This window comes from Streptomyces sp. NPDC001599 (assembly GCF_042893535.1).
Classification (GTDB): domain Bacteria; phylum Actinomycetota; class Actinomycetes; order Streptomycetales; family Streptomycetaceae; genus Streptomyces.
The window spans coordinates 83,490-104,333 of sequence record NZ_JBIAVA010000013.1; the positions used below are offsets into that span (position 1 = coordinate 83,490).

General features: G+C 70.6%; 18 protein-coding genes. 5 read left to right on the forward strand and 13 right to left on the reverse strand.

The window, feature by feature from the left end; translation table 11 throughout:
- The first annotated feature begins 269 nt into the window (after window positions 1-269).
- Window positions 270-1,298 (forward strand): LacI family DNA-binding transcriptional regulator, encoded by a 1,029-nt coding sequence (locus tag ACFYZ3_RS28665; RefSeq protein WP_388523449.1) that lies wholly within the window; start codon window positions 270-272, stop codon window positions 1,296-1,298.
- Window positions 1,299-1,309: 11 nt separating this feature from the next.
- Here ACFYZ3_RS28665 and ACFYZ3_RS28670 read toward each other — a convergent pair whose 3' ends face one another.
- Complete coding sequence (locus ACFYZ3_RS28670) at window positions 1,310-2,158, reverse strand: LysR family transcriptional regulator (protein ID WP_388523452.1); 849 nt, start codon at window positions 2,156-2,158, stop codon at window positions 1,310-1,312.
- A gap of 38 nt (window positions 2,159-2,196) precedes the next feature.
- Between ACFYZ3_RS28670 and ACFYZ3_RS28675 the strand changes: the two genes are divergently transcribed.
- Entirely contained in the window at window positions 2,197-3,045 is an 849-nt protein-coding gene (locus tag ACFYZ3_RS28675; protein ID WP_388523455.1) for an NADPH-dependent F420 reductase, read from the forward strand.
- Window positions 3,046-3,123: 78 nt separating this feature from the next.
- Here the strand turns inward: ACFYZ3_RS28675 and ACFYZ3_RS28680 are convergent, their stop codons facing one another.
- Window positions 3,124-3,582, reverse strand: a complete 459-nt coding sequence (locus ACFYZ3_RS28680) for a TetR family transcriptional regulator (protein ID WP_388523458.1) — start codon at window positions 3,580-3,582, stop codon at window positions 3,124-3,126.
- Window positions 3,583-3,710: 128 nt separating this feature from the next.
- Between ACFYZ3_RS28680 and ACFYZ3_RS28685 the strand changes: the two genes are divergently transcribed.
- The gene (locus ACFYZ3_RS28685; protein WP_388523461.1) at window positions 3,711-4,457 is read left to right on the forward strand and encodes a zinc-binding dehydrogenase; all 747 of its coding nucleotides are present in this window, start codon (window positions 3,711-3,713) and stop codon (window positions 4,455-4,457) included.
- On the opposite strand, the gene ACFYZ3_RS28690 is transcribed toward ACFYZ3_RS28685, so the two are convergent.
- Window positions 4,447-4,971 (reverse strand): DinB family protein, encoded by a 525-nt coding sequence (locus ACFYZ3_RS28690; RefSeq protein ID WP_388523464.1) that lies wholly within the window; start codon window positions 4,969-4,971, stop codon window positions 4,447-4,449. The two genes, ACFYZ3_RS28685 and ACFYZ3_RS28690, sit on opposite strands and share 11 nt — an antisense overlap.
- Window positions 4,972-5,022: 51 nt before the next feature.
- The gene (locus tag ACFYZ3_RS28695) at window positions 5,023-5,991 is read right to left on the reverse strand and encodes a helix-turn-helix domain-containing protein (RefSeq protein ID WP_388523467.1); all 969 of its coding nucleotides are present in this window, start codon (window positions 5,989-5,991) and stop codon (window positions 5,023-5,025) included.
- 296 nt (window positions 5,992-6,287) lie between these two features.
- Here ACFYZ3_RS28695 and ACFYZ3_RS28700 point away from each other — a divergent pair, with 296 nt between their 5' ends.
- Window positions 6,288-6,794 carry a peptidoglycan-binding protein gene (locus tag ACFYZ3_RS28700; RefSeq protein WP_282089401.1) on the forward strand — a complete coding sequence of 169 codons (507 nt, stop codon included), beginning with the start codon at window positions 6,288-6,290 and terminating at the stop codon, window positions 6,792-6,794.
- A 103-nt stretch (window positions 6,795-6,897) separates the two neighbouring features.
- Here the strand turns inward: ACFYZ3_RS28700 and ACFYZ3_RS28705 are convergent, their stop codons facing one another.
- Window positions 6,898-8,772: a Na+/H+ antiporter NhaA gene (locus ACFYZ3_RS28705; protein ID WP_388523469.1), complete on the reverse strand. Its 1,875-nt coding sequence runs from the start codon at window positions 8,770-8,772 to the stop codon at window positions 6,898-6,900.
- A 370-nt stretch (window positions 8,773-9,142) separates the two neighbouring features.
- Here ACFYZ3_RS28705 and abc-f point away from each other — a divergent pair, with 370 nt between their 5' ends.
- The gene (gene abc-f / locus ACFYZ3_RS28710; RefSeq protein ID WP_388523472.1) at window positions 9,143-10,789 is read left to right on the forward strand and encodes a ribosomal protection-like ABC-F family protein; all 1,647 of its coding nucleotides are present in this window, start codon (window positions 9,143-9,145) and stop codon (window positions 10,787-10,789) included.
- 72 nt (window positions 10,790-10,861) lie between these two features.
- On the opposite strand, the gene ACFYZ3_RS28715 is transcribed toward abc-f, so the two are convergent.
- The 8 genes from ACFYZ3_RS28715 to ACFYZ3_RS28750 all read right to left on the reverse strand — a co-directional run bounded on the left by ACFYZ3_RS28715 (window position 10,862) and on the right by ACFYZ3_RS28750 (window position 20,798).
- Complete coding sequence (locus tag ACFYZ3_RS28715; protein ID WP_388523475.1) at window positions 10,862-12,133, reverse strand: alpha-L-fucosidase; 1,272 nt, start codon at window positions 12,131-12,133, stop codon at window positions 10,862-10,864.
- A gap of 158 nt (window positions 12,134-12,291) precedes the next feature.
- Window positions 12,292-13,236, reverse strand: a complete 945-nt coding sequence (locus ACFYZ3_RS28720) for an erythromycin esterase family protein (protein WP_388523478.1) — start codon at window positions 13,234-13,236, stop codon at window positions 12,292-12,294.
- Window positions 13,237-13,380: 144 nt separating this feature from the next.
- Window positions 13,381-14,613 (reverse strand): Gfo/Idh/MocA family protein, encoded by a 1,233-nt coding sequence (locus ACFYZ3_RS28725; protein WP_388523481.1) that lies wholly within the window; start codon window positions 14,611-14,613, stop codon window positions 13,381-13,383.
- Between the two features lie 88 nt (window positions 14,614-14,701).
- The gene (locus tag ACFYZ3_RS28730) at window positions 14,702-15,859 is read right to left on the reverse strand and encodes an ROK family transcriptional regulator (RefSeq protein ID WP_388523484.1); all 1,158 of its coding nucleotides are present in this window, start codon (window positions 15,857-15,859) and stop codon (window positions 14,702-14,704) included.
- A gap of 92 nt (window positions 15,860-15,951) precedes the next feature.
- Entirely contained in the window at window positions 15,952-17,451 is a 1,500-nt protein-coding gene (locus ACFYZ3_RS28735) for a glycoside hydrolase family 36 protein (RefSeq protein ID WP_388523487.1), read from the reverse strand.
- Window positions 17,452-17,520: 69 nt separating this feature from the next.
- Window positions 17,521-18,870, reverse strand: coding sequence for an ABC transporter substrate-binding protein (locus ACFYZ3_RS28740; protein ID WP_388523490.1), 1,350 nt, complete (start codon window positions 18,868-18,870; stop codon window positions 17,521-17,523).
- 73 nt (window positions 18,871-18,943) lie between these two features.
- Window positions 18,944-19,834, reverse strand: coding sequence for a carbohydrate ABC transporter permease (locus ACFYZ3_RS28745; protein WP_388523493.1), 891 nt, complete (start codon window positions 19,832-19,834; stop codon window positions 18,944-18,946).
- Between the two features lie 10 nt (window positions 19,835-19,844).
- Window positions 19,845-20,798, reverse strand: coding sequence for a carbohydrate ABC transporter permease (locus ACFYZ3_RS28750; protein ID WP_388523496.1), 954 nt, complete (start codon window positions 20,796-20,798; stop codon window positions 19,845-19,847).
- Window positions 20,799-20,844: the final 46 nt, after the last annotated feature.

Below are 20,844 nucleotides of genomic sequence, written 5' to 3' on the forward strand. Positions count from 1 at the left end.
GCCTTCTCCGAGCTCTGTTCGTGCAAATTAGGTTTCGGGCTGATGGCCTGTCAAGGCCAGTGACAGCGCCCGACAGGTTCTCGGAAGCTTCGAAATTGTTTCGAAAACGCTTGACCAGGGGTAGGCAGGTCAGGCGGTGATCCCCCCTCGAGCGGCGTCGTGGCCGGTCGGGGCTCGTGGTGGGGGTGCCGTACTGTTGACCGGTTCCACCCGCGTCGCCGACCCGACGGCGACTCACCACACCGGTGGACGTATACGGGAGGGGACCGATGCGACCGAGCGCGAGACGCACCACTTTGGCGGACATCGCCCAAGCGGCCGGGGTCTCCGTGGCGACCGTGTCCAAAGTGGTGAACGGCCGCGGTGACGTGGCGCCGCGGACCCGCGCCCGGGTGCAGGAGCTGTTGCGCCACCACGACTACCTCGCCCCCGTGTTCCGCCACAGCGAGCTGGTCGAGAGCCCGACCATCGAGGTGCAGTTCAAGGGCAGCCTGAAGTCGTACGTCGCCGAGACCCTGGAAGGGATCATCGACTCCGCCTCCGAACTGGGGGCTTCGGTCGTGATCAGCAAGGCGTCCCGTGCCCCGCACTGGGCCCGGGACCTGGTCTCCGCCGGGCGTCGTGCCGTCATCGCGGTCACCAGCGTGTACACCTCGGCGCACCTGAACGAACTGGCCAGGTCCGGGCTGCCGCTGGTCGTGCTGGACCCCTTGCACCTGCCGGACAGCCGGGTGAACAGCGTGGGGGCCACCAACTTCGCCGGCGGTCTGGCCGCGACGCAGCACCTGCTCTCCCTGGGCCACCGCCGAGTGGCCTATCTCGGCGGACCCGCCATGGCCGTGTGCAACCAGGCGCGCATGCACGGCTACCGCGCAGCCATGGAAGCCGGAGGGGCCCAGGTGCCCGAGGCCTACGTCCGGCCGGGAGAGTTCACCTACGAGACGGGACTGCTCGGCGCCACGGCGCTGTTGGGCCTGCGAGAGCCGCCGACGGCGATCTTCGCAGGCAACGACGAGATCGCCGTCGGGGTCGTCGAGACCGCCCGGCGCCGGGGCCTGCGCGTCCCGGAAGACCTGAGCGTGGTCGGTTTCGACGACACGAGCCTCGCCCGGATGGCCTCACCGCCCCTCACCACCGTGCGCCAGCCGCTGCGGGAGATGGGCGGCGCCGCCCTGCGCACCGCGCTCCGACTCGCCAACGGAGAGAAGGTCGAGTCCCACCACATCGAGCTCGCCACCGAACTCGTGGTACGCGCCTCGACGGCGCCGCCACCCGAGGAGTCCGCGGAGCGCAGGTGACTGCGGACAGGTCAGTCCGCGAACGCGGCGACGTACGACGCCACGCACGACTCGGGTGTCGCCAGTGAGGTGACGACGTGGCTGTCGACGGTCGCCGGCGGATCGAACGGTACATGGAGCAACCGCTCGGAACGGAACCCGGCGAGTTGCTCGGCCGGCATCAGAGTCCAGGCCTCGGGATCGCGGCCGACCTCGAACAGCACGTTGGACAGGTCTCCGGCGGGCCGGCGGAGTGGGGCCACGGGCACGGCGGCGAGGAGCGCGTCGTGCAGCGGCGGGTCGCTCTCCCGCGCGGGAAGCCTCAGTCCCGGCGGATCAAGATGACGCAGGCCGACCGCCGGCTCACCGGCAGCCGCGTGGTCGCGCGCGAGTACGGCGTGTACCGGCTCGGACCACGCACGCGCCACCGTCACCGCCGACGAGGCGATCACTCCTCGTACCAGCGCCACATCCAGCTCGCCGTCCCGGACGGCGGCCAGTCGTGCGGCCACCGGGAGGTCGACCAGCTCCGGTTCGGCAGGGCGCTCACTCACACGCAGGCGCTCCAGTGCGCGGTCGAGCCGCCACATGGCACACGACGCCGTCCCGATGCGCAGCGCCGCGGCCGGTTCCCCGGCGACCACCCGGACCCTCGCCGCCGTGGCAAGGGTCTCGCGGGCCGCGTCGAGGACCCGTGCACCGGCCGGAGTGAGACGCACCCGCCGTGAGGTGCGTTGCAGCAACTGCACTCCGAGTTCGCGCTCGAGTCGGCTGATCTGCTGGCTCACCGCCGACTGCACGATGTTCAGCCGTTGCGCCGCCCGCCCGAAGTGCAGTTCCTCGGCAACAGTCACGAAGTAGTGCAGCGCTCTGAGCTCCATCTCTCTGATCTATCACATGATGTGATCGCTGCTGGAGGGTGCTGGTTCTTGTTCGCCCGGGACGTCGCGGCTGTGATGGGTCCGAGGCCGCCGCAGAGGCCGAGGAGTCGGCTGCGGCAAGGCGGCAAGACCCTGAACGGAGAACGCAAGTGAGCGGAACGACCTTGGGAATCATCGGCACCGGCATGGTCGGCGTCGCAGTGGCCCGCCGCGCAGCCGAAGCGGGTGTGCGCGTCGTCCTCAGCAATTCCCGCGGCCCCGAGACGCTGGCCGGGCTGGTCGCGGACATCGGTCCCCGTGCCCGCGCGGCCACCCCTGCCGAGGCCGCGGCGGCCGGTGATCTGGTCCTGGCCGCCGTACCGCTGGCGGCGCGCGAGCGGCTGCCCCGAGCGGCGCTGTCCGGCAAGACCGTCATCGACCCGATGAACTACGCGTTGTATCCGGGCTTCTCGATTCCGCAGCTCGACGGCAACGAGCTGACCTCCAGCGAGCTGGTGCAGAGCCACCTCGCGGACAGCAGGGTGGTCAAGGCCCTGCACAGCATCGGCCCCAAGCAACTGCTGGAGCTCTTCCGCCCTGCCGGAGCGGACGACCGCACAGCGATACCGCTCTCCGGTGACGACGGGACCGCCAAGAAGGAGGTGGCCGACCTGCTGGACGTCCTCGGCTTCGACGCCGTGGACCTCGGCACGCTGGCGGAAAGCTGGCGCAGCGAACCCAATACGCCGCTGTACGCCCTGCCGTACGTCGGGCAGCCGCCGGCCGGCCTCGGCCCCGAAGAGTTCGTGGCCTGGGTCCAGCAGGCCGCCGGCATTCCCGCATCCACCGCCCGGATAAGGGACCTTGCTGCTGCCGCAGTGCGCGGTCCCGCCGGATTCCGCATGTAGTGCTCCTGCCCCGCGGGGGAGTGGGCCCGGCCGGGTGGCGGCCGCCACCCGGCCGCCGTGCCGGAGCCTGGTTCGCCCTCAGAGCGGGAACGACAGGCTGAGGGCGGAGGTCATGGACGAGCAGGACCGGCGCAGGAGTCCGGGCAGTTCGGCCGGTGCGCAGTCGGGCAGCCATTCGTCCAGAGTGCAGCGCCAGGACGCCACGAAGAACTCGATGAGGAGCCGCAGTTCGAGGCAGTCGTGTCCGTCGAGCCTGCGGGCGATCTCGGTCTGGACCTCGGCGCAGTGCCGCAGTGTGTGCCCGTCGAGTGCGGGCGAGTCGGCGATCAGCCGCAGGGTGAGCGGGAATCGCCGGTACCAGTCCTCGTCCATGCGTTCGAGGGTGGTCAGCATGGCGCCGAGGAAGACGTCGGCCAGCGGGCCCGGCTTCTCGATGCCGTCCAGGACGTCCAGGTAGACGTCCCAGAGCTGTTTGACGGCGGTGAGTGCGACGTCCTCCTTGGAGCGGTAGTTGCGGAAGAAGGTGCGCCGGGACACCTCCACCCGCTCCAGCAGCGCATCCAGCGGAGTGCTGTCGAATCCGCGTTCGCCGAAGAGCGTGACGGCGGTGTCGGCGAGAGCCTGGCGGGTGCGGCGGAACCGTCCTCGGCTGGGACGCGGCCGGGGTGGTCGTCCAAGCGGCTGCCGACGGCTCCGGGCCGGCCGAGGGGGAGAGGGTCGTCACGCTCGGCGAAGCCGGCTGGGCCGAACTGCGCGCCGTACCCGCCAACCGGATCGGAACCGCACCGTACGACGCCGACTCCGGGGCACTGAGTACGGTGCCCGTCGCCGGGCTGAGCGCCCTGCACGTGCTGCGCCGGATGGGACCGGTGCTCGGTCGCCGCGTGATGGTGACCGGTGCGTCCGGCGGCGTCGGCCGCTACGCCGTCCAGTTGGCCGCCCGCGCGGGCGCCCACGTCGTGGCGATCAGCCGGAACCCCGCCCAGGCGGACGGGCTGCGCGCCCTGGGCGCCCACGAAGTCCTCCCCGAGCCGGCCGCCGCGCGCCAGTCCGTGTCCGCCGTTCTCGACAACGTCGGCGGACAGTACCTCGTCGACGCCTTCGCCGCCCTGTCGGCCGGCGGTGTCCTCTACAGCGTGGGCCGTTCCTCCGAGGCCGACGTGGTGCTGTCACCGGAGGCCCTGCTGGGTGACGGAGGACGGCATGAGCGTTCGATCCGCACCTTCTTCCTCCTCGGTGACCCCACCGCCGACTTTTCCGGTGATCTGACCTGGCTGGCTGGAGAGATCGCCGCAGGCCGCCTCGATCCGGGCATCAGCTGGCGCGGTCCCTGGACGCGTCACTCCGAGGCCGTACAGGCTCTGCTCGACCGGCGCCTCCACGGCAAGGCCGTCCTCGATCTCACGAGGTAAGGACCAGCCACCGGCGTCCGTCGATCAGCTCACGGGCGGCGTCGAGGTGGCCGGCGTGGCACGCGGTCTCGGTGATGACATGCAGCAGGACGTCGCGCAGGGTGTGCAGGTGCGGTGCACCGAACAGGTCGTGGGGCCACCAGGCCAACGGGGCGTCGGCGGGCGTGGCGGTGATGACGGCATCGGCGAGTTCCGCCTCCCGCCGATATCGGTCGAGCACGTCGACGGCCGGCGCCTGCGTAGCCACCCGCCATGCTTCGTCGCCGCTCGTCAGACCGTGGATGACCTCCTCGTTCCCCGCGACGACCGCTCGGAACCAGAACCGCTCCACACCGAGCGCCAAGTGCTGGACCAGCCCCAGGCAGTGCCATCCGGAAGGCAGTACGGACCGTCGGAGATCCTTCGCGTCGAGCCCGTCGAGGATGCCGAGAACGTGCCGTCGCTGTCCGTCCAGGACCCGGAGAAGCGCTTTCGTCTCACTGTCCGAAGTGGTGTCGCTCAAATGTTCTGTCACGGTCACCCAGGATCCCTGAATCCCACCTGCCGCGCAGGGAGTTGTCGTCCTTCACCCGGAGGGGCGGGAGTGGTTCTGGTCGCGCCAGGCCCGAGGCGAGAGCCCGTACGCCTGTTTGAACACCTTGCTGAAGTGGGTCGCGTTCACGAAGCCCCACCTTCGTCCGATCGCCGCGATGGTCCGCAGCCGGCCGTTCGGCCCGGACAACTCTCGCCTGCACTCCGCCAACCGGTGGGTACGGATCCAGTCGCCCAGGCTGATGCCCAACCCGGACAGTACTGCGTAGAGATGACGTACGGAGATGTCGTGTGCGGCAGCGATCCGGGCCGCCGACAGATCGGGCTCGGCCAGGTGTGCCCGGATGTACTGAGTGATCCGCAGGCCGAGCGTTGACTCCAACGGGCCTTTGGCAAGGCCTGAGTTGCCGTGCTGGGTCGTCAGGACGGCGCGAAGGAGTTCGACGCTGGGCTCCACGACGGCGTCCGCGTGCACACCCTGGTGCAACGCGTCGCTGGCGGCCAGTTGGGAGAAGTAGGTGAAGGCGAGACGCGCAAGGGGATTGTCGGGCCCCAGGGCGACCGAGCTGGTGTCCCGCAGCAGCCGGTCGGGGAGCGCGAGTGCCGCGCGGGGGAAGCGCAGGAAGTGGTGGTCGACTCCCTCGTCGAAGAGAAGCGTGTAGGGAGCGATCGATTCGTAGACGGCGAATTCGCCCGGTCCCAGTACACACTCGCGTCCGTTCTGCGCCACGAGGCTGCTTCCCGTCACCTGCAGGCCGAGGAAGACGGCGGGCTCCTCGTCCTCCCGGGCCAGCCGTTCCGTACGACGGATCGTGACCGCGGTCGCCCGTGCCGAACAGATTCTGAGAGGTCCGACGGTGCCGAGCCCGATACGGACGGACAGGTCCTCAGCGGGAGGACGGTGATCGATGTCGACCGCCACCACGGATTCCCACACGGCGTTCCGGACCACTTCCTCCCGGTCGCGCGGCGGTATGAACGCGGTGTCCAGAACCGGGCTCATGAGTCAGACATCCGTCTGCGCCGGTCGTACAGCCGGCCTGACCGTCCCTCGGCCCGTTCCCTCACAAGCGCCCTCCCCGACACGGACAGCTCCCCCCGTCAGCTTGGCAGGATCCGATCTCGCCGCGCAACGGCTTCGCCGGGCGGACGCCGTCGACCGATACGGCGTCAACGCGCGGCGGTGCGCCACTGACACATTGCCCTGCACGGACGACAAAGTCCGAAGCTCACGATGACTCTAAGGTCCATGGACGAGGCCGTCACCGAGACGCCATCACCGACCGGGAGGATTGCATCGTGCAACGAGTACCGACGACGCTCCGCGTGCGGATCGGAGTGCTGGGAGCTTTGGCTCTCCTCTTCGCCGCAGGCCTGACGGCCAGCCCGATGATGACCGCGCCCGCTCATGCCGCCTACGGTCCGTGCAACACGACGGTGAAGCGCACCGACGGGCTGGGAAGTGGCGGCGTACCCGGCAATCACTACAAGATCCCCGCCCGCACCGGTAACGGCCTGAGCTGCTACATGGAATATCAGACGGGCAGCTCGAACGCCGTAACGGCGCTGCAGAGAGCCATCCTTTCGTGCTACAGCGGCACCTACGCCGCCAACCGGATCAACGCCACCGGCGGGGCGGACGGATCCTACGGCACCGGCACGGAAGATGCCGTCCGGTGGCTCCAGGCCAACCGACTCGGCGTGAGCGCAGACGGCGACTACGGTCCGGCGACCCGTGGCGAGATGCGGTGGCCGCTCTACACCGCGGGCGGATCCTTCATCGCCTGCCTCAACCCCCCGTTCTAGTCACCACCACGTCTTGTCGACGCCGACCTCGGTTCCTGAGGTCGGCGTCCGACGTCTGCCCCACGGGCCAGTACCGGTGGGCACCCACCCGACCCGCCCCGGATCACCCGGCCAGCGCACGCTGCCGGGCCAGCTCCACAGCCCGCGTGAGCGCGGCGATGTCGTAGGCCCCGTGATGGCGGCGCCCGTTGATGAAGAACGTGGGCGTCCCGGACACCCTGCTCAGATCCGCCGAGTCGACGTCCTCCGCCACCCGCCGGGCACCGTGATGGTCCTTGAGGTCCTGCCGGAAGCGCTCGACGTTCAGACCGAGCTCACCGGCGTAGCGCAGCAGGTCCGGTGGACTGAGGGCGTTCTGCCGTTCGAGCAGCAGGTCGTGCATCTCCCAGAAGCGGCCCTGCCGGGCAGCGGCCTCGGAGGCCTCCGCGGCCAGCTGGGCCCTGGGATGAACGTCCCTCAGCGGCAAGTGCCGCCACACATAGCGAACGTCGCTCTCCTGGCCGAGGAGGTGCCGCACCACTGGTTCGGCCTGCCCGCAGTACGGGCACTCGAAGTCCCCGTACTCCAGCACCGTCACCATCGCGCTCTCCGGCCCGCGGATGCGGTCGTGTCGCCTGTCGACGGGCACGGCCAGGTCCGTCAGCGGGTCGACGTCGCCCAGCAGGGCCCGCGCCCGGCGTCTCTCCGGCAGCAGACCGATCACCGCGGTCACCGCCCAACTGGTCAGGAACGCGCCGGCCAACGTGACCAGGATGCCGATCCGTGCCTCTTCGAGTTGTGCACCCTCGAATGCCAGGGACGCGATGAGCAGCGACACGGTGAACGCCGACCCGGCGATCGCCCCGCCGACGGTCACCGATCCCCAGCCCACGTTCGGGCGCAGCCGTCCACCCGAGAGCAGGCGAGCGGCCGCCATGGACCCGACCGTGCCGACGACCTTGCCCACCACGCAGCCGAAGACGATACCCAGCGTGATGGGCGAGGCGAAGGCGTCGGCAAGGACGGAGCCGGAGAGTTCGATACCGGCGTTGGCCAGGGCGAACAGCGGGACGATGCCGAAACTCACCCACGGCAGGAACCGCTGCTCCAGCCGCTCGTTCGGCGAGATCGCCGCATCCAACCCCTGGACGGCGCTGCGGTGCAGTGCGGGCGTCGGCTGCTCGCGAAAGAGCCGGAACAGCCGGCTCGCCCGTTCCAGATCCCCGCGGGGCGCGGGGTAGGCCGCCACCAGGGCACCCACGGCCAGACCCGCGACGACCGGGTCGACCCCCGCCTCGTGCAGCGCCACCCACACCACCACCGACAGCACCGCGCAGTACGGGGCCCTGCGGAAGCCTGCCAGGCGCAGCAAGGCGATGGCCAGCAGCGTGCAGACGGCGACCACCAAGGCGGGCGGGCGGATGTCGTCGCTGTAGAAGACGGCGATGACCAGCAGTGCGACCAGATCGTCGACGACGGAGATCGACAGCAGGAACGCGCGCAACGAGGCGGGCAGCCGGGACCCGAACACTGCCAGGACGCCCAGCGCGAACGCGGTGTCGGTGGACATGGCGGTGCCCCAGCCGTGCACCGATTCCCGCCCCGCGTTGACGACGACGAAGACCAGGGCCGGGACGATCATGCTGCCCAGACCGGCGATCGCGCTGAGCAGCAGCCAGCGTCGGTCGCGCAGCTCTCCCACGTCGAAGTCCCGCCGCGCCTCCAGGCCCACCACGAAGAAGAAGAGGCTCATCAGCCCCGAGTTGATCCACTCATGCACGGTGAGCGACAGGTGGTGCGTGTCGAATCCCACGGTGAACCGGGCCTGCCACACCGCGTCGTAGGAGTGCGGACCCACATTCGCCCAGACCAGGGCGGCGGCGACCGCCGCCAGCAGGAACACCGCACTGCTCGTCTCGGTCTGCACGAAGGTCCGCCATCGCACCGTGCTCCGAGCAGAGAGGCTCGGCGTCGCTTCCTCGGGCTCCTGACCGCTCACGACGCCGATTATCACTGCCTTGGCCCCATTCGCCCGGAGCCCTCTCCCTCCCGCCACGGAAGACCGCTGAGTGGCACCAACCGGAACGGTCCGACCGTAGGACTTTCTGCCTGGGCCGGCAGCGGCGGGACCGGCGCCCGGCTCCGTCCGAGGGCGGCTCAGGTGCAGGTGACCCGCAGGTCCGCCCATGATTGATTCTGGGCGCCGTTTCGGACTGTGTTCCACAAGAGCGCAGACCGGTCACTTTGAGGCGAGACGCTTCGTCTTGCTATGGTGAAGGCATGGCCTTCCTCTTCTTCGTCTGAGTCCGGGCACGGCACTGCCGTCGTTTCTGCTGCCCGTAGACCCTTCGTTTGCACAGGGAAGCCCCATGCGCGATCGCGCCCATACCGCCCTGCCCACCACCGCTGTGGCACAGCTGTCCGTCAGGTCCGTCACCAAGTCGTACGGCACCCGGATCGTCCTCGACCAGGTCTCCTTCACCGTCCGGCCGGGTGAGAAGGTCGCCGTCATCGGGGAGAACGGCTCCGGCAAGTCCACCTTGCTGCGGCTGCTCGCCTCGGTCGAGACGCCGGACGCCGGGGAGGTCACCGTCCGCTTCCCCGGCGGAACCGGCCACCTCGCCCAGACCCTCGGCCTGGAGGCGGACCGCACCGTACAGGACGCCGTCGACCTCGCGCTGAGCGACCTGCGCGACATGGAGCGCAGGCTCCGTGCGGCAGAGCAGTCCCTCGCCGACGCGTCGGAGGAGGAACTCGCCACTTACGGCGAACTGTTGACCGCCTTCGAGGAGCGCGGCGGATACGAGGCGGACGCCCGGGTGGCTGCCGCCACGCACGGACTCGGGCTGGCCCGGATCACCCGCGAGCGTCTGCTCGGCTCCCTGTCCGGCGGCGAGCAGTCGCGCCTCGCCCTCGCCTGCACCCTGGCAGCCGCACCCGAACTGCTGCTCCTGGACGAGCCGACGAACCACCTCGACGCGGCGGCCGTGCGCTGGCTGGAGGAACACCTGCGCGCCCACCGCGGCACCGTCGTCGCGGTCACGCACGACCGCGGCTTCCTGGAGCGCATCGCCACCACGATCCTCGAGGTCGACCGGGACGAGCGCACCGTCCGCCGCTACGGCGACGGGTGGGCCGGCTACCGCGCCGCGAGGGCCGCCGCCCGGCGCGGAGCGGAGCAGCGGTACGCGGACTGGACCGAGGAGGTGGCCGCCGCGGAGGAACTGCTGGAGGCCGCCGCCCGGCGGCTGAACACCACCGGCCGCGACCCGAAGCAGGGCTTCGGCAAGCACCGCCGCTCCAGCGAGGCGAAGCTCGGCGGGCAGGTGCGCTCGGTGCGGGAGCACCTGGACCGGCTGCGGCGCAACCCGGTGGCGAAGCCGCCGGAACCGCTCCGGTTCACGACGGCACTGCCCTCGGCAGCCGACGGCCCGGCGCAGGGCACACTCGCCGAGCTTGCCGACGTACGGGTCGGGCAACGGCTGCGCCTGGACGGGCTCCTGGCGATCGAGCCCGGAGGGCGCCTCCTTGTCACGGGCGAGAACGGCGCGGGCAAGACGACGCTGCTCCGCGTGCTGGCGGGCGACCTGCGGCCGGACGCGGGCACGGTGCGCCGCCCGGCCCGGATCGGCTACCTCGCCCAGGAACTGCCCGCGCACGCCATACGGTTGCCGCTGCTGACCGCGTTCGCCGCCGGGCGACCCGGGCTGCCGGACGAGTACGCCGGACAGCTCCTGTCACTGGGCCTGTTCCGCGAGCAGGATCTGCACGTTCCGGTCGCCGCCCTGTCCGTCGGGCAGCGGCGGCGGCTTCAGATCGCGACCCTGGTCACCCGGCCCGCAGACCTCCTCGTCCTCGACGAGCCGACCAACCACATCGCACTCGACCTGGTCGAGGACCTCCAGGCGGCGCTCGCCGCCTACCAGGGAGCGGTGGTCGCGGTCTCCCACGACCGCGACTTCCGGTCGCGCTTCGAAGCCGAGCGGCTGGAACTGCACGCCGGTCGCAGACGCTGACCCGGCCGGGTCCACCCGCTCGGCCTCAACGGCCCGGCATCGCCTGACAGGGCGCCGCGCGCGGCGCCCGTCTCACGCGCGGCCCGGACCGGTGTACAGCTCCAGTTCGCCGTCGAGTTCGAGGGCGAGGACGCTGCCGTGCGGGGCGAGGTCCGCCGGTGCGGGCGCCTCGATCCAGAGGTCTCCGGGGACGTCGTGCAGACCGCCGGTGCGCCGGTGGGCGAGTTCCCTCCCGGTGCCCAGGACGCTGACCCGGCGTACGGCGTTGCGCAGGCCACGCACGCAGACGGTCTCGCTCGGCGGGTCGAAGCAGACGAGGTAGAGCGTACGGCGGTCGGGGGAGAGGGTGCTCGGACCGTAGTGGTGTCCCGGCGGCAGGCCCCGCCCGGTGCCGTGGACGGCCGCCGAGTGGCGCCGTATCCAGTCGCCCAGCCCCTCGAGCCGTTGAGCCTGTTCCGGAGTGATGGTGCCGTCCGCGCGCGGGCCAACGTTGAGCAGGAGGTTGCCTCCCATGCCGATCGTCTCCGCGAAGTACCGCACGAGTTGCCCCACGGTCTTGTGGTTCACATCCTGGGGCCGGTACCCCCAGGAGTCGTTGACCGTCAGGCACAACTCCCAGTCGGTCTCCGGCGCCGAGATCGGCAGGCCCTGTTCGGGCGTGGCGTAGTCGCCGTGGCCGAGCAGCCGGGAGTTGCACACCGTGTCCGGTGCCAGATCACGGATCACCCGGGCCAGTTCCGACATCCGCCACTGCTGGGCCGAGCGCTCCCACTCGCCGTCGAACCAGAGCAGATCCGGCCCGAACCGGGTGAGCAGCTCGCGCACCTGGCCGTCCCGGTAGTCGTGGTAGCGCTCCCAGGCACGTGGGTCCTCGGCACCCGGGGCGGGGGAGACGTAGGGGCTGTCGACCAGTTCGGGATGCGGTGGCCGGGGGTGCCGTACCGATGCGTAGTCCGGATGGTTCCAGTCGGAGTGCGAGTAGTACAGACCGGCCCTGAGGCCCCGCTCGCGCATCGCGCTCACGTACTCGGCGACCAGGTCGCGTCCCGCGGGGGTGCGCCCGACCACGCTCAGGTCGCTCAACCGCGTGTCCCACAGGGCCACTCCGTCGTGGTGCCGTGCCGTCAGCACGGCGTAGCCGGCCCCGGCACGCGCGAAGAGCCCGGCCCAGGCGGTGGGATCGAAGGCGGAGGCGGTGAAGCCGTCGAGTTGGCGCATGTACTGCTCGTGCGGCACCACCCGGTCGAAAAGGGCCCAGGACTCGGGCACTCCCTCGACCGAGTAGATGCCGTAGTGCACGAAAATGCCCAGCTTGGCCTCGTTGAACCAGGGTTGCATGGTCATGATGGACCGTCCTCGCAGGACTCGTGGTGGACACGTGCCGACAGACAAACAGCCGCCGCTCTCGAGCAGAGGACAGGAAGACCAGCCGGCCCCCGGGGCATCGCACGGCGTCGGCGATCAACGTGTCCTGCGGGGCCACCAACACGGAGGAAAGCGAATCAGGGCAGGGGCCGGGACGGTGTCACCTCCTGCGTGTGGACGACGACGTCGAACCAGCTCGCGAGTGACCCGCCCGACATGTGGTAGGACGCATCATCCCGGGGGTCGTAGAACGGGCCGATCAGCCGCGTGCGCGTCGGGACGTCCAGGAGGCGGCGGATCGGCTGGGGTTGCGACGTGCCCAGATCCAGGAGGTATCCCGCCCTGTTCTCGGCGGCCGCATGCAGCAGGCTGTCGACGAAGTCCGGGCGTGGCGCGGGCAGTGGCTGGCCGATGGACCCATGCGCCATGGTCAGGCCCACGGACCGGTAGTCCGGTCCCAGACGTTCCCGCAGGTATCCGCCCATATTCTGGTGCGACTCCAGGGGCTCGGAGGGGGACACGGTTCGAGGGGCGCCGACGGCGGTGTGCGCCATACCGCCCCAGTAGACGACCTTGTCGCCGGTGAGCTGTTGCCACCAGTCCACACCGTCGGCCAGCGTGCGTTCCAGTTCGGCCAGACCATCGAGCCGTGTGGTGTGCCGCACCGGTTCGGCAGGGAACTGCGCGAAACGTACCGGGTCGGCCGGGTGACGCTTGTTGTAGGACCGCATCCAGTGGACGAGATCGAGAATCTCGGAGGTCTGCCAGAACGGCCGTGCCTTTCCCAGCATCGCACGGGGGTCTCCCTCACCGGTGGCGACATGGACGTCCAGGCCGAGGCGGCCAGGGTCGTCGCCCTCCAGAGCGAGGGAGCGGAACCCCTCTTCTTCCACCAGCAGCCGCACGATGCGATGCGCCACGGCCGACAACTCGTGTGTCTGCCGGGCAGCTGCTCCAAGCGCCACGATCCTGGCGTCCCGCACCAGCGGGGCGAGCGGCCGCAGATCGTCCAGTGGCTCGTCAGGCGTCCTGTTCACGAGCACATGGGAGTTCTTCCTGATCCATTCGGTCACTGTCGCCATTGGCCTGCCCCTCATCCCCGAGCTCCGCTTCTTGCGGACCATTTCAGGAGATCGTCTGACCTCAAGCTTGGTTGGGGTCAAGATCCTGTGGCGTCGAGTTGGCGCTCGGCCACGCCGTCGAGCGGTGCGGCCTTCTCCGGATGGTCAGCTTCCACCCCCGGCGGGCTGGTGCTGCTCGAAGTGGCGGACGATCGCCGGGTCGAGTGGGGGAACGTCGACCGGTGTGCTGCCGGAGCGCAGCGAGGTCGTGGCGGCGACCGCGGCGGCGACCGCTTCTCGGGCGGCCACGGGTGAGGTCTCGGTCGGGCCTCCGGCGGCGGCGAAGCGCAGGAACTCCTCGACGAGCGCCCGGTCCGCGCCGCCGTGCGTCTCCTCGTCGGACGCCACGACGGGAACGGAGAGGTCGGCGTCGGCACGGTAGCCGGAGCGGCGCCGGTTCCAGACGTCGATCCGCGCGCAGTCGCCGTCGATGCCGTCGCCGAAGTTCTCCAGGCGGCCCTCGTCGCCGATGACGGTGTAGTTGCGCCAGTAGTCCGGCGTGAAATGGCACTGCTGGTAGCTGGCGAGGACGCCGTTGTCGAGGCGGGCCAGCATCATGCTGATGTCCTCGACGTCGACGACGGGATTGAGGTCGCGCAGGGCGGACGGCGGCCAGACGTCCGGGTCGAACCAGTCGGGCATGCGCTGACCGGGCGGCACGGTCTCCTGCGTGGCCCGGCGCGGGTTGTCGCCGTAGACGGCCAGCGCACCCTGGGCGACCACGTTGCGGGAGTAGCCCCCGGCGAGCCAGTGGACGACGTCGAGGTCGTGGGCGCCCTTCTGCAGCAGCAGCCCGGTGGTGTTGGCCCGCTGGGCGTGCCAGTCCTTGAAGTAGAAGTCCCCGCCGTGGCCGACGAAGTGGCGGCACCACACCGCACGGACGCGGCCGACCGCGCCGTCGTCGATCAGCTCGCGCATCCGGCGCAGCACGGGAAGGTGACGCAGGTTGTGGCCCACGTAGAGCCGGGTGCGGGAGCGGAACGCGGCCAGGAGCAGCGCGTCGCAGTCGGCGACGGTGATGGTCAGCGGCTTCTCCACGAACACCGCCACGCCCGCCGCGAGGAAGAACAGCGCGGGTTCGGTGTGCAGATGGTCGGGGGTGAGGACGAACACGGCGTCCAGCTCGTCGTCGAGCATCCGCTCGTACCGGTCGTGCACCACGACGTCCGCGCCGAACAGGCGCCTGGCGTCTTCCTGGCCCCGCGGGTCCGGGTCGGCGCAGGACACGATCCGGGCGGCACCGGAGCGGTTCACCAGCGCGGCCATGTCCGCGCGCTGTCCGACGCCGACGACGCCGACGCGCAAGGACCGGTCCGGTATCTGATCACGGGTGCTCACTGGGCTGTCCCTTCGTTCCTGTTGGGTGTTGCGTACGGGCGCCGGGCGCCGGGCGCCGGGCGTAGGGCGCGTGCCCGAGGCCCCGCCGTCAGCGTCGGGGCGCGGTCGGCGCCGCCAGACCGTCGCTCAGCAGCCGGCTGTCGACCTCGTCCAGGGCCAGCCGCACCGCCCCCAGCGCCACGCTCTCGTCGCCGAGCGTCGAGGCGCGCAGCTCCGGCATCCGCAGACAGTGCTTGGTCAGCTCGCGGCGCAGGGGATCGAGAACCACGTCGGCGGACCGGGAGAACCCGCCGCCGTAGACGACGACCTGGGGGTCCAGGGCGAGCACCAGGGCGGCCACCCCCACCGCGAGGTCGCGGGTGTAGCGCCGGACGGCCGTCCGGGCGTCCCGGTCGCCGTCCCGGGCGGCCTGGAAGACCCAGGCCGCGGCCTCGCCCTCCGCGGCGGTCGCCGGCATGCCGGGGCAGGTCTGCAGGTGGTCGGGCGCCGTGAGCCACCGTACGGCCTTGAGCGCGCCGATCTCTCCCGCGGCGCCGCCGTGGCCCCGGCGCAGGGTGCCGTCGAGGATGAGACCGGCGCCGGTGCGCAGACCGGCGAGGAGGTACACGATGTCGTCGGCGTCCTGCGCGACGCCCCGCCACCGTTCGGCGACGGCGGCCAGCTTGCAGTCGTTCTCCACCTGCACGGGGCAGGAGAACCGGCCGCCGAGGTGGGCGGCCGGGTCGGCCTCGCTCCAGCCGGGCAGCGGACTGGAGAGCGAGGTCCGGCCGCTGCCGTCGACCGGACCGGTCACCCCGACGGTCACCGCCCAGATGTCGGCCGGTGCCATGCCCGCGCTTGCCAGCACCTCGTCGACGACCCGGTCCACCGCCGCCAGCCGCTGCGCGGGCGCCGCCTCCGGGGCGGCCGGATGGCGCACGGTGCGCACCAGGTTCCCCTCGAGATCGCTGAGGATCACGAGGATCTTGTGCACGCCGATGTCGATGCCCAGCACGTGCCCGGCGGTGGCCCTGAACCGGTACCGGCGGGCGGGACGTCCCACCACGCTGCTGGCCCCCGGCTCCTCCACCTCCGCCCAGCCGTCGGCGACCAGGGCCTGCACCAGCACGTCCACCGCGGGACGGGACAGGCCGGAGCGGGACGCCAGCTCGGTGACCGTGGACGGCGGGTTGCCGCGCAGTGCTCCCACGATGGACAGCTGGTTCATCTCGCGCATCCGGGACATGTCCGTTCCGGTCGTCGCCATGTTGGTGCTCCCTGGAGGCGTTGCGGTGGCCACCGCCGAATATTGCTGAAGAGTTTACTAATTCATGGCGGTGGCCGCGTGCGGGTACGAGGTCAGCCGATGGGGTAGCGCTGCTCGTCGCCGGGTGCCACGGCCGCGCCGAAGTCCACCTCCCGGCCGTCGAGCGCGAAGCGGTAGCGCCCGAGCCGGCGTACCTCAGGGCGGCCGGTCAAGTACGTTTCCATCGCCCGCAGTTCCTCCGGGCGCAGCCACCCCGGCGGATCGGAGACGGCCCGGAACCCGCAGACGTCGGCCAGGTCACGCAGCAGACCCTGCTGCTGGTCGGACAGCAGGTTCAGGCGGCTGCGGAAGTACACGACGTCCGGGTCGACCTCCAGCAGCGGTGACTGCCACAACCGGTGCACCGTGTTGACGACGGCGTTGCGGGCCAGTGCGTCGGACGGGTCCTGCGTGGCGTAGTGCTCCCACATCGGCGCGACGTCGGGGCCGCTGCGGATGGCGTCGACCAACCCCAGCGAGGGCAGCAGCGGGGCGCCGCTGCCGAGGAGGTAGGCGTCCGGGCCCGCAGCCTCCCGGACGATCGAGAGGCCGGTGCGGTAGGCCTCCTCGCGGCCCACGTCGGCGAAGCGCACGCCGGACACGGCGCCGGCGCCGACGAAGTCGAGCTTGAGGTAGGTGAACCCCCACTCCCGGACGACCCGGTGGATCGTCTCGCGCAGGTGCTCCTGCGCCGCGGGCAGCGTGAGGTCGAGCGCCCAGTAGCCGGCGCCCCAGTTGTGCCCGGCGACCACCGGCTCGCCGCGCCGGTCGCGCAGCAGCAGCTCCGGCCGTTGCCGGGCGGTACGGGAGTCGGGCAGGACGATGAACGGGGCGATCCACAGTCCGGGCCGCAGCCCGGCGTCCGTGATCCGCTCGGCCAGCGCCCGCATCCCGGACGGGAACTGGTCGTTGGCCTCCCAGTCGCCCACCGCCCGCTCCCAGCCGTCGTCGACCTGGACGACGTCGAAGGGCAGGCCGCGCAGCGCGCTGACGTCCTTGGTGAGCTGCTCCTCGGTGATGTTCTCGTAGTACGCGTACCAACTGCACCACACGTTCCCGGCCCGCTTGTCGCTGCGCCCGAGCCGGTCGCCCAGGTGCCGTGCGTAGGCGGCGAAGACCTCCTCCTCGCTGCCGAGGGCCAGGAACCAGGGCGCTCCGTCACGTTCGTACCACCCGGCGAGGGTGTCCCGGTCGGCGGTCAGGCGGGGGACGTCGAGGCCGAGCGCACCGAGCAGCAGCACCCGCCCGTCCGGCCCCTCCAGAGCGGCGACGGCGGACGAGTGGTGTCGGGCGGGATCGTCCCACACGGTGTCGTCGGCGGTCAGACGGCGTTCGGCGCTCTCGATCCGCAGGGGCGCCTCGGAGAGCCGGCGCCAGCCGCACGGGCTCCACGAGTTGTGGCCGTGACGGTAGAAGAGCGCGTCCCCGAGACCGTGGAGCACGGCCGTCCGGCCGGGTGGCAGCAGCAGGCCGCCTTCCACGGCTCGGGGCGGTGCGTCGCCTTCGAGCTCGACGGCGAGGGTGCGCCCGCCGAGTTCTACGAGCTGGGCCATGGGTCTCCTTGCGTTGCGATACGTGCGGTACGAGTGGGGCATGCGGTACGGGGAGGTCAGCACCGGCGCCTAGTCGAAGAGGTCGTTCACCTTGCCGTTGACCGACTCCAGGGCGTCGGCGGCGTCCTCCTGCCCGAGGATCGCCGACTGGATGGCGTCCTGCACGAGGGGGCTGATCTCGGTGCCGTGCTCGGTGACGGGAAGCTGGAAGGTGACGCCCTTCGTCCCGACGGCATCGGTGAAGGCGCGCACGTCGTCACCGTCGGCCTCGTGTGCGGCGAGGGCCTTCTCGGTGGAGCTCTTCAGCGCGGGGAAGACGACACCGTGCGCGGCGACCCGGTCCTGGCAGTCGGCCGACGCGAGGTACTTGACCCACTTCCACGCCTCCTCCTTGTGGTCCGTGCCGGCCCAGACGGAGTCCGCGAGGCCGTTGAGGGCGCTCTTGCGGCCCGCCGGGCCGACCGGCATCGCCGCGAACCCGAACTCCTGCTTGACCTTGGGACCGGTGAAGCTGGAGACGGTGAAGGAACCCGCGAGCGACATGGCGCCCTTCCCGGCGATGAGCAGTTCGGTCCTGGCCACGCTCGACTGCTGGTCCAGGCGGGGCGCGTAGCCCTTGTCGATCAGGTGCCGGAACCACGAGACGGTCTCGGCGAGTCTGGGATCGTCGAACTTGTAGTGCGTGCCCCAGGGGTTCTTGTCGAGGTACTCGAACCCGTTGGCGGCGGCGAAGTTGCCCCAGCCGTTCTGGCCCTGGGCACCGTCGGCCCATTCGGGCAGGAAGCCGTAGACCTCCACGTGGTTCTTGTCGAAGGCGGGGTCGAGACCGTTGCGGCCCTCGTTGTCCACGGTGGCCTTGGCGATCACCTGCTCCAGGGTGCCGCCGTCCGCCGGGTTCCACGTCAGGTCGTTCAGGGCGGCGGGATCCACGCCCTGCCTCTTCAGCATGTCGGTGTTGTAGACGACGGCCATGGTGTCCCAGTCCTTGGGCAGGCCGTAGCGCTTGTCGTCCTTCACCCAGGTGTCGGCAAGGCCCGCCTGGTAGGCGGAGACGTCGAGCCCGTCCCGCTCCACGTAGGGCTGGAGGTCCAGGAGCTGGTTGCCGGCGGCGAACTGCGGATAGTAGGTGGCCTGGTTGGTCCACACGTCGGGCGCCTCGCCGGAGACGAGTTGTGTGGTGAGGTTCTGCCAGTACTGGTTCCACGCGGTCTGCGTGATCCTGACGGCGATGTCCGGGTTGGCCTTCTCGAAGGCGGTCGCGCACTCCTGGTAGGCGGGGAGCTGGAGGTCGTCCCACAGCCAGTAGTCGACGGTGGTCCGCCCGTCGCCCGCCTCGTCCGAGCTGCCGCAGGAGACGAGGGTGGTGAGGGCGGCCAGACACAGCAGGGCCGCGCCGGCGCGCAGATGTCGGGGTCTCATCGCGAGGGGCCTTCCTGGCTCGTACGGGATCCGTGGGTGCGGTGGGGGCAGCCGGTGCCTCCGCTGGGGCGGGTCACTTCATGCCGGTGAAGTTCAGGGACTCGACGAGCCGGCGGCCGAGGAGAACCAGGAGGACGAGCACGGGCAGTACGGAGAGGGCGGACCCGGCCATCAGCCCGGTCCAGTCGGGCTGGGTGTTGGGCGACTGCTGCTGGAAGATGCCGAGGGCGACGGTGAGTACCCGCGTCTCCTCGTCCCGGCCGGACAGCAGCGGCCACAGGTAGTCCTTCCAGGCCCACACCGTGGTGGTGAGTCCGACGGTGAGCAGCGGGCCGCGGGTCATGGGCATCACCACCCGCCAGAAGATCCCCCACGGACCCACGCCGTCCAGGATCGCGGCCTCCTCCACCTCGCGGGGGACGGACAGGAAGAACTGCCGCAGGAAGAAGACCGCGAACGGCGTCATCAGTACGCTCGGCGCGACCATGCCGACGAAGGTGTTCAGCCAGCCCAGGTCCTTCACCAGCACGAAGTTGGGCAGCACGGTGAAGATCGGGGGCACCATCAGCGCGGCGATGAGCACCCCGAAGACCACGTCGCGGCCGGGGAAGCGCAGCCGGGCGAAGGCGTACCCCGCCATCGCGCAGAACAGCGTTTGCAGCACGGCGATCAACCCGCTGTAGACCACCGAGTTGAGCAGGTACCGCAGGAAGTCGACCTGCGCACCGGAGCCACCGGCCGCCACGGCCTCCTCCTGGCTGGTCAGCCCCAGCACCCGAAGGAAGTTGATCATTGTGGGGTGGTCCGGGACCAGCCCGGTGGAGTCGGTGTACAGGTCGGCCGCCGGCGTCAGAGCGGTACGGACCATCCAGTAGAAGGGGAAGACGGTCGCGAACAGCGCGACGACGAGCACGGCCCACGCGGCGATCCGGCCGGGGGAGACCTTGGTCCTGATGCGTGTCATGGTCTGCTCCTCAGGCCAGGTCCGAGCGGGAAGCGCGCAGCAGGCGCATCTGTACGGCGGTCAGCACGCCGAGGATGAGCGCGAGCACCACGGCCACGGCGGAGGCGTAGCCCATGTGGAAGTTGGTGAAGGCCTGTTCGTAGATGTAGTAGTAGATGACCCGCGTGGCGCTGACCGGGCCGCCCTTGGTGGTCACCGCGATCGTGTCGAAGATCTGGAACGAGCCGATCAGCGACACCACCAGCACCAGCGAGAGCACCGGCCGCAGCAGCGGCAGCGTGATCCTCGTGAACATCCGCCACTCACCGGCGCCGTCCAGCGAGGCGCTCTCGTAGAGGTACTGCGGGACCTGAAGCATGCCGGCGTAGAGCAGCAGCGCCGTGTAGCCCGTGTAGGCCCAGGTGTTGACCGCGGCCACGCTCGGCATCGCCCAGTCGGGGGAGGTGAAGAAGCCCGTGGTGCCCATGCCCAGGGAGTTCAGTACGTGGTTGACCAGGCCGAGGTTGGTGTCGAGCATCCACATCCACAGCAGGCCCACGGTCACGTTGGGCACCAGCCAGGGAACCAGCAGCATCGCCCGCAGCGCCACCGACCGGGTCAGACGGTGCATCAGCGTCGCCAGGACCAGCGCCAGCAGGGTCTGCGACACGATGTTCACCAGCACGTAGTAGCCGGTGACCTGCAGCGCGTTCCAGAACTGCTCGTCGCCGACCAGGCGGCCGTAGTTGTCCCCGCCGACGAAGTCGGGCGTGGCTATGAGGCTGTAGTCGGTGAGCGAGTAGTAGATGCCCCGCACGGTCGGATACGCGTAGAAGAGCGCGAAGCCGAGCAGGGCCGGCGCCAGGAACAGCCACGCCGCCTTCCGGTCGTCGCGGGGCCGGCGAGGCCGGCGCGGCGCCGAGGCCTCGCCCGGCGCGGTGCCGGCACCTGCGTGCGGTGGCGCCACCGCCGTGTGTGCGCCCATGGTTCCCCTCCGAAGGGATCTGCGCCGCACCTCTTGCCAGTGGGGC

Bases quoted from the DNA above. Each gene is read 5' to 3' on its own strand.
- ACFYZ3_RS28720 (WP_388523478.1), bottom strand. From the start codon at position 13,236: ATGGCGACAGTGACCGAATGGATCAGGAAGAACTCCCATGTGCTCGTG.
- ACFYZ3_RS28715 (WP_388523475.1), bottom strand. From the start codon at position 12,133: ATGACCATGCAACCCTGGTTCAACGAGGCCAAGCTGGGCATTTTCGTG.
- ACFYZ3_RS28695 (WP_388523467.1), bottom strand. From the start codon at position 5,991: ATGAGCCCGGTTCTGGACACCGCGTTCATACCGCCGCGCGACCGGGAG.
- ACFYZ3_RS28750 (WP_388523496.1), bottom strand. From the start codon at position 20,798: ATGGGCGCACACACGGCGGTGGCGCCACCGCACGCAGGTGCCGGCACC.
- ACFYZ3_RS28665 (WP_388523449.1), top strand. From the start codon at position 270: ATGCGACCGAGCGCGAGACGCACCACTTTGGCGGACATCGCCCAAGCG.
- ACFYZ3_RS28745 (WP_388523493.1), bottom strand. From the start codon at position 19,834: ATGACACGCATCAGGACCAAGGTCTCCCCCGGCCGGATCGCCGCGTGG.
- ACFYZ3_RS28735 (WP_388523487.1), bottom strand. From the start codon at position 17,451: ATGGCCCAGCTCGTAGAACTCGGCGGGCGCACCCTCGCCGTCGAGCTC.
- ACFYZ3_RS28670 (WP_388523452.1), bottom strand. From the start codon at position 2,158: ATGGAGCTCAGAGCGCTGCACTACTTCGTGACTGTTGCCGAGGAACTG.
- abc-f (WP_388523472.1), top strand. From the start codon at position 9,143: ATGCGCGATCGCGCCCATACCGCCCTGCCCACCACCGCTGTGGCACAG.
- ACFYZ3_RS28740 (WP_388523490.1), bottom strand. From the start codon at position 18,870: ATGAGACCCCGACATCTGCGCGCCGGCGCGGCCCTGCTGTGTCTGGCC.
- ACFYZ3_RS28730 (WP_388523484.1), bottom strand. From the start codon at position 15,859: ATGGCGACGACCGGAACGGACATGTCCCGGATGCGCGAGATGAACCAG.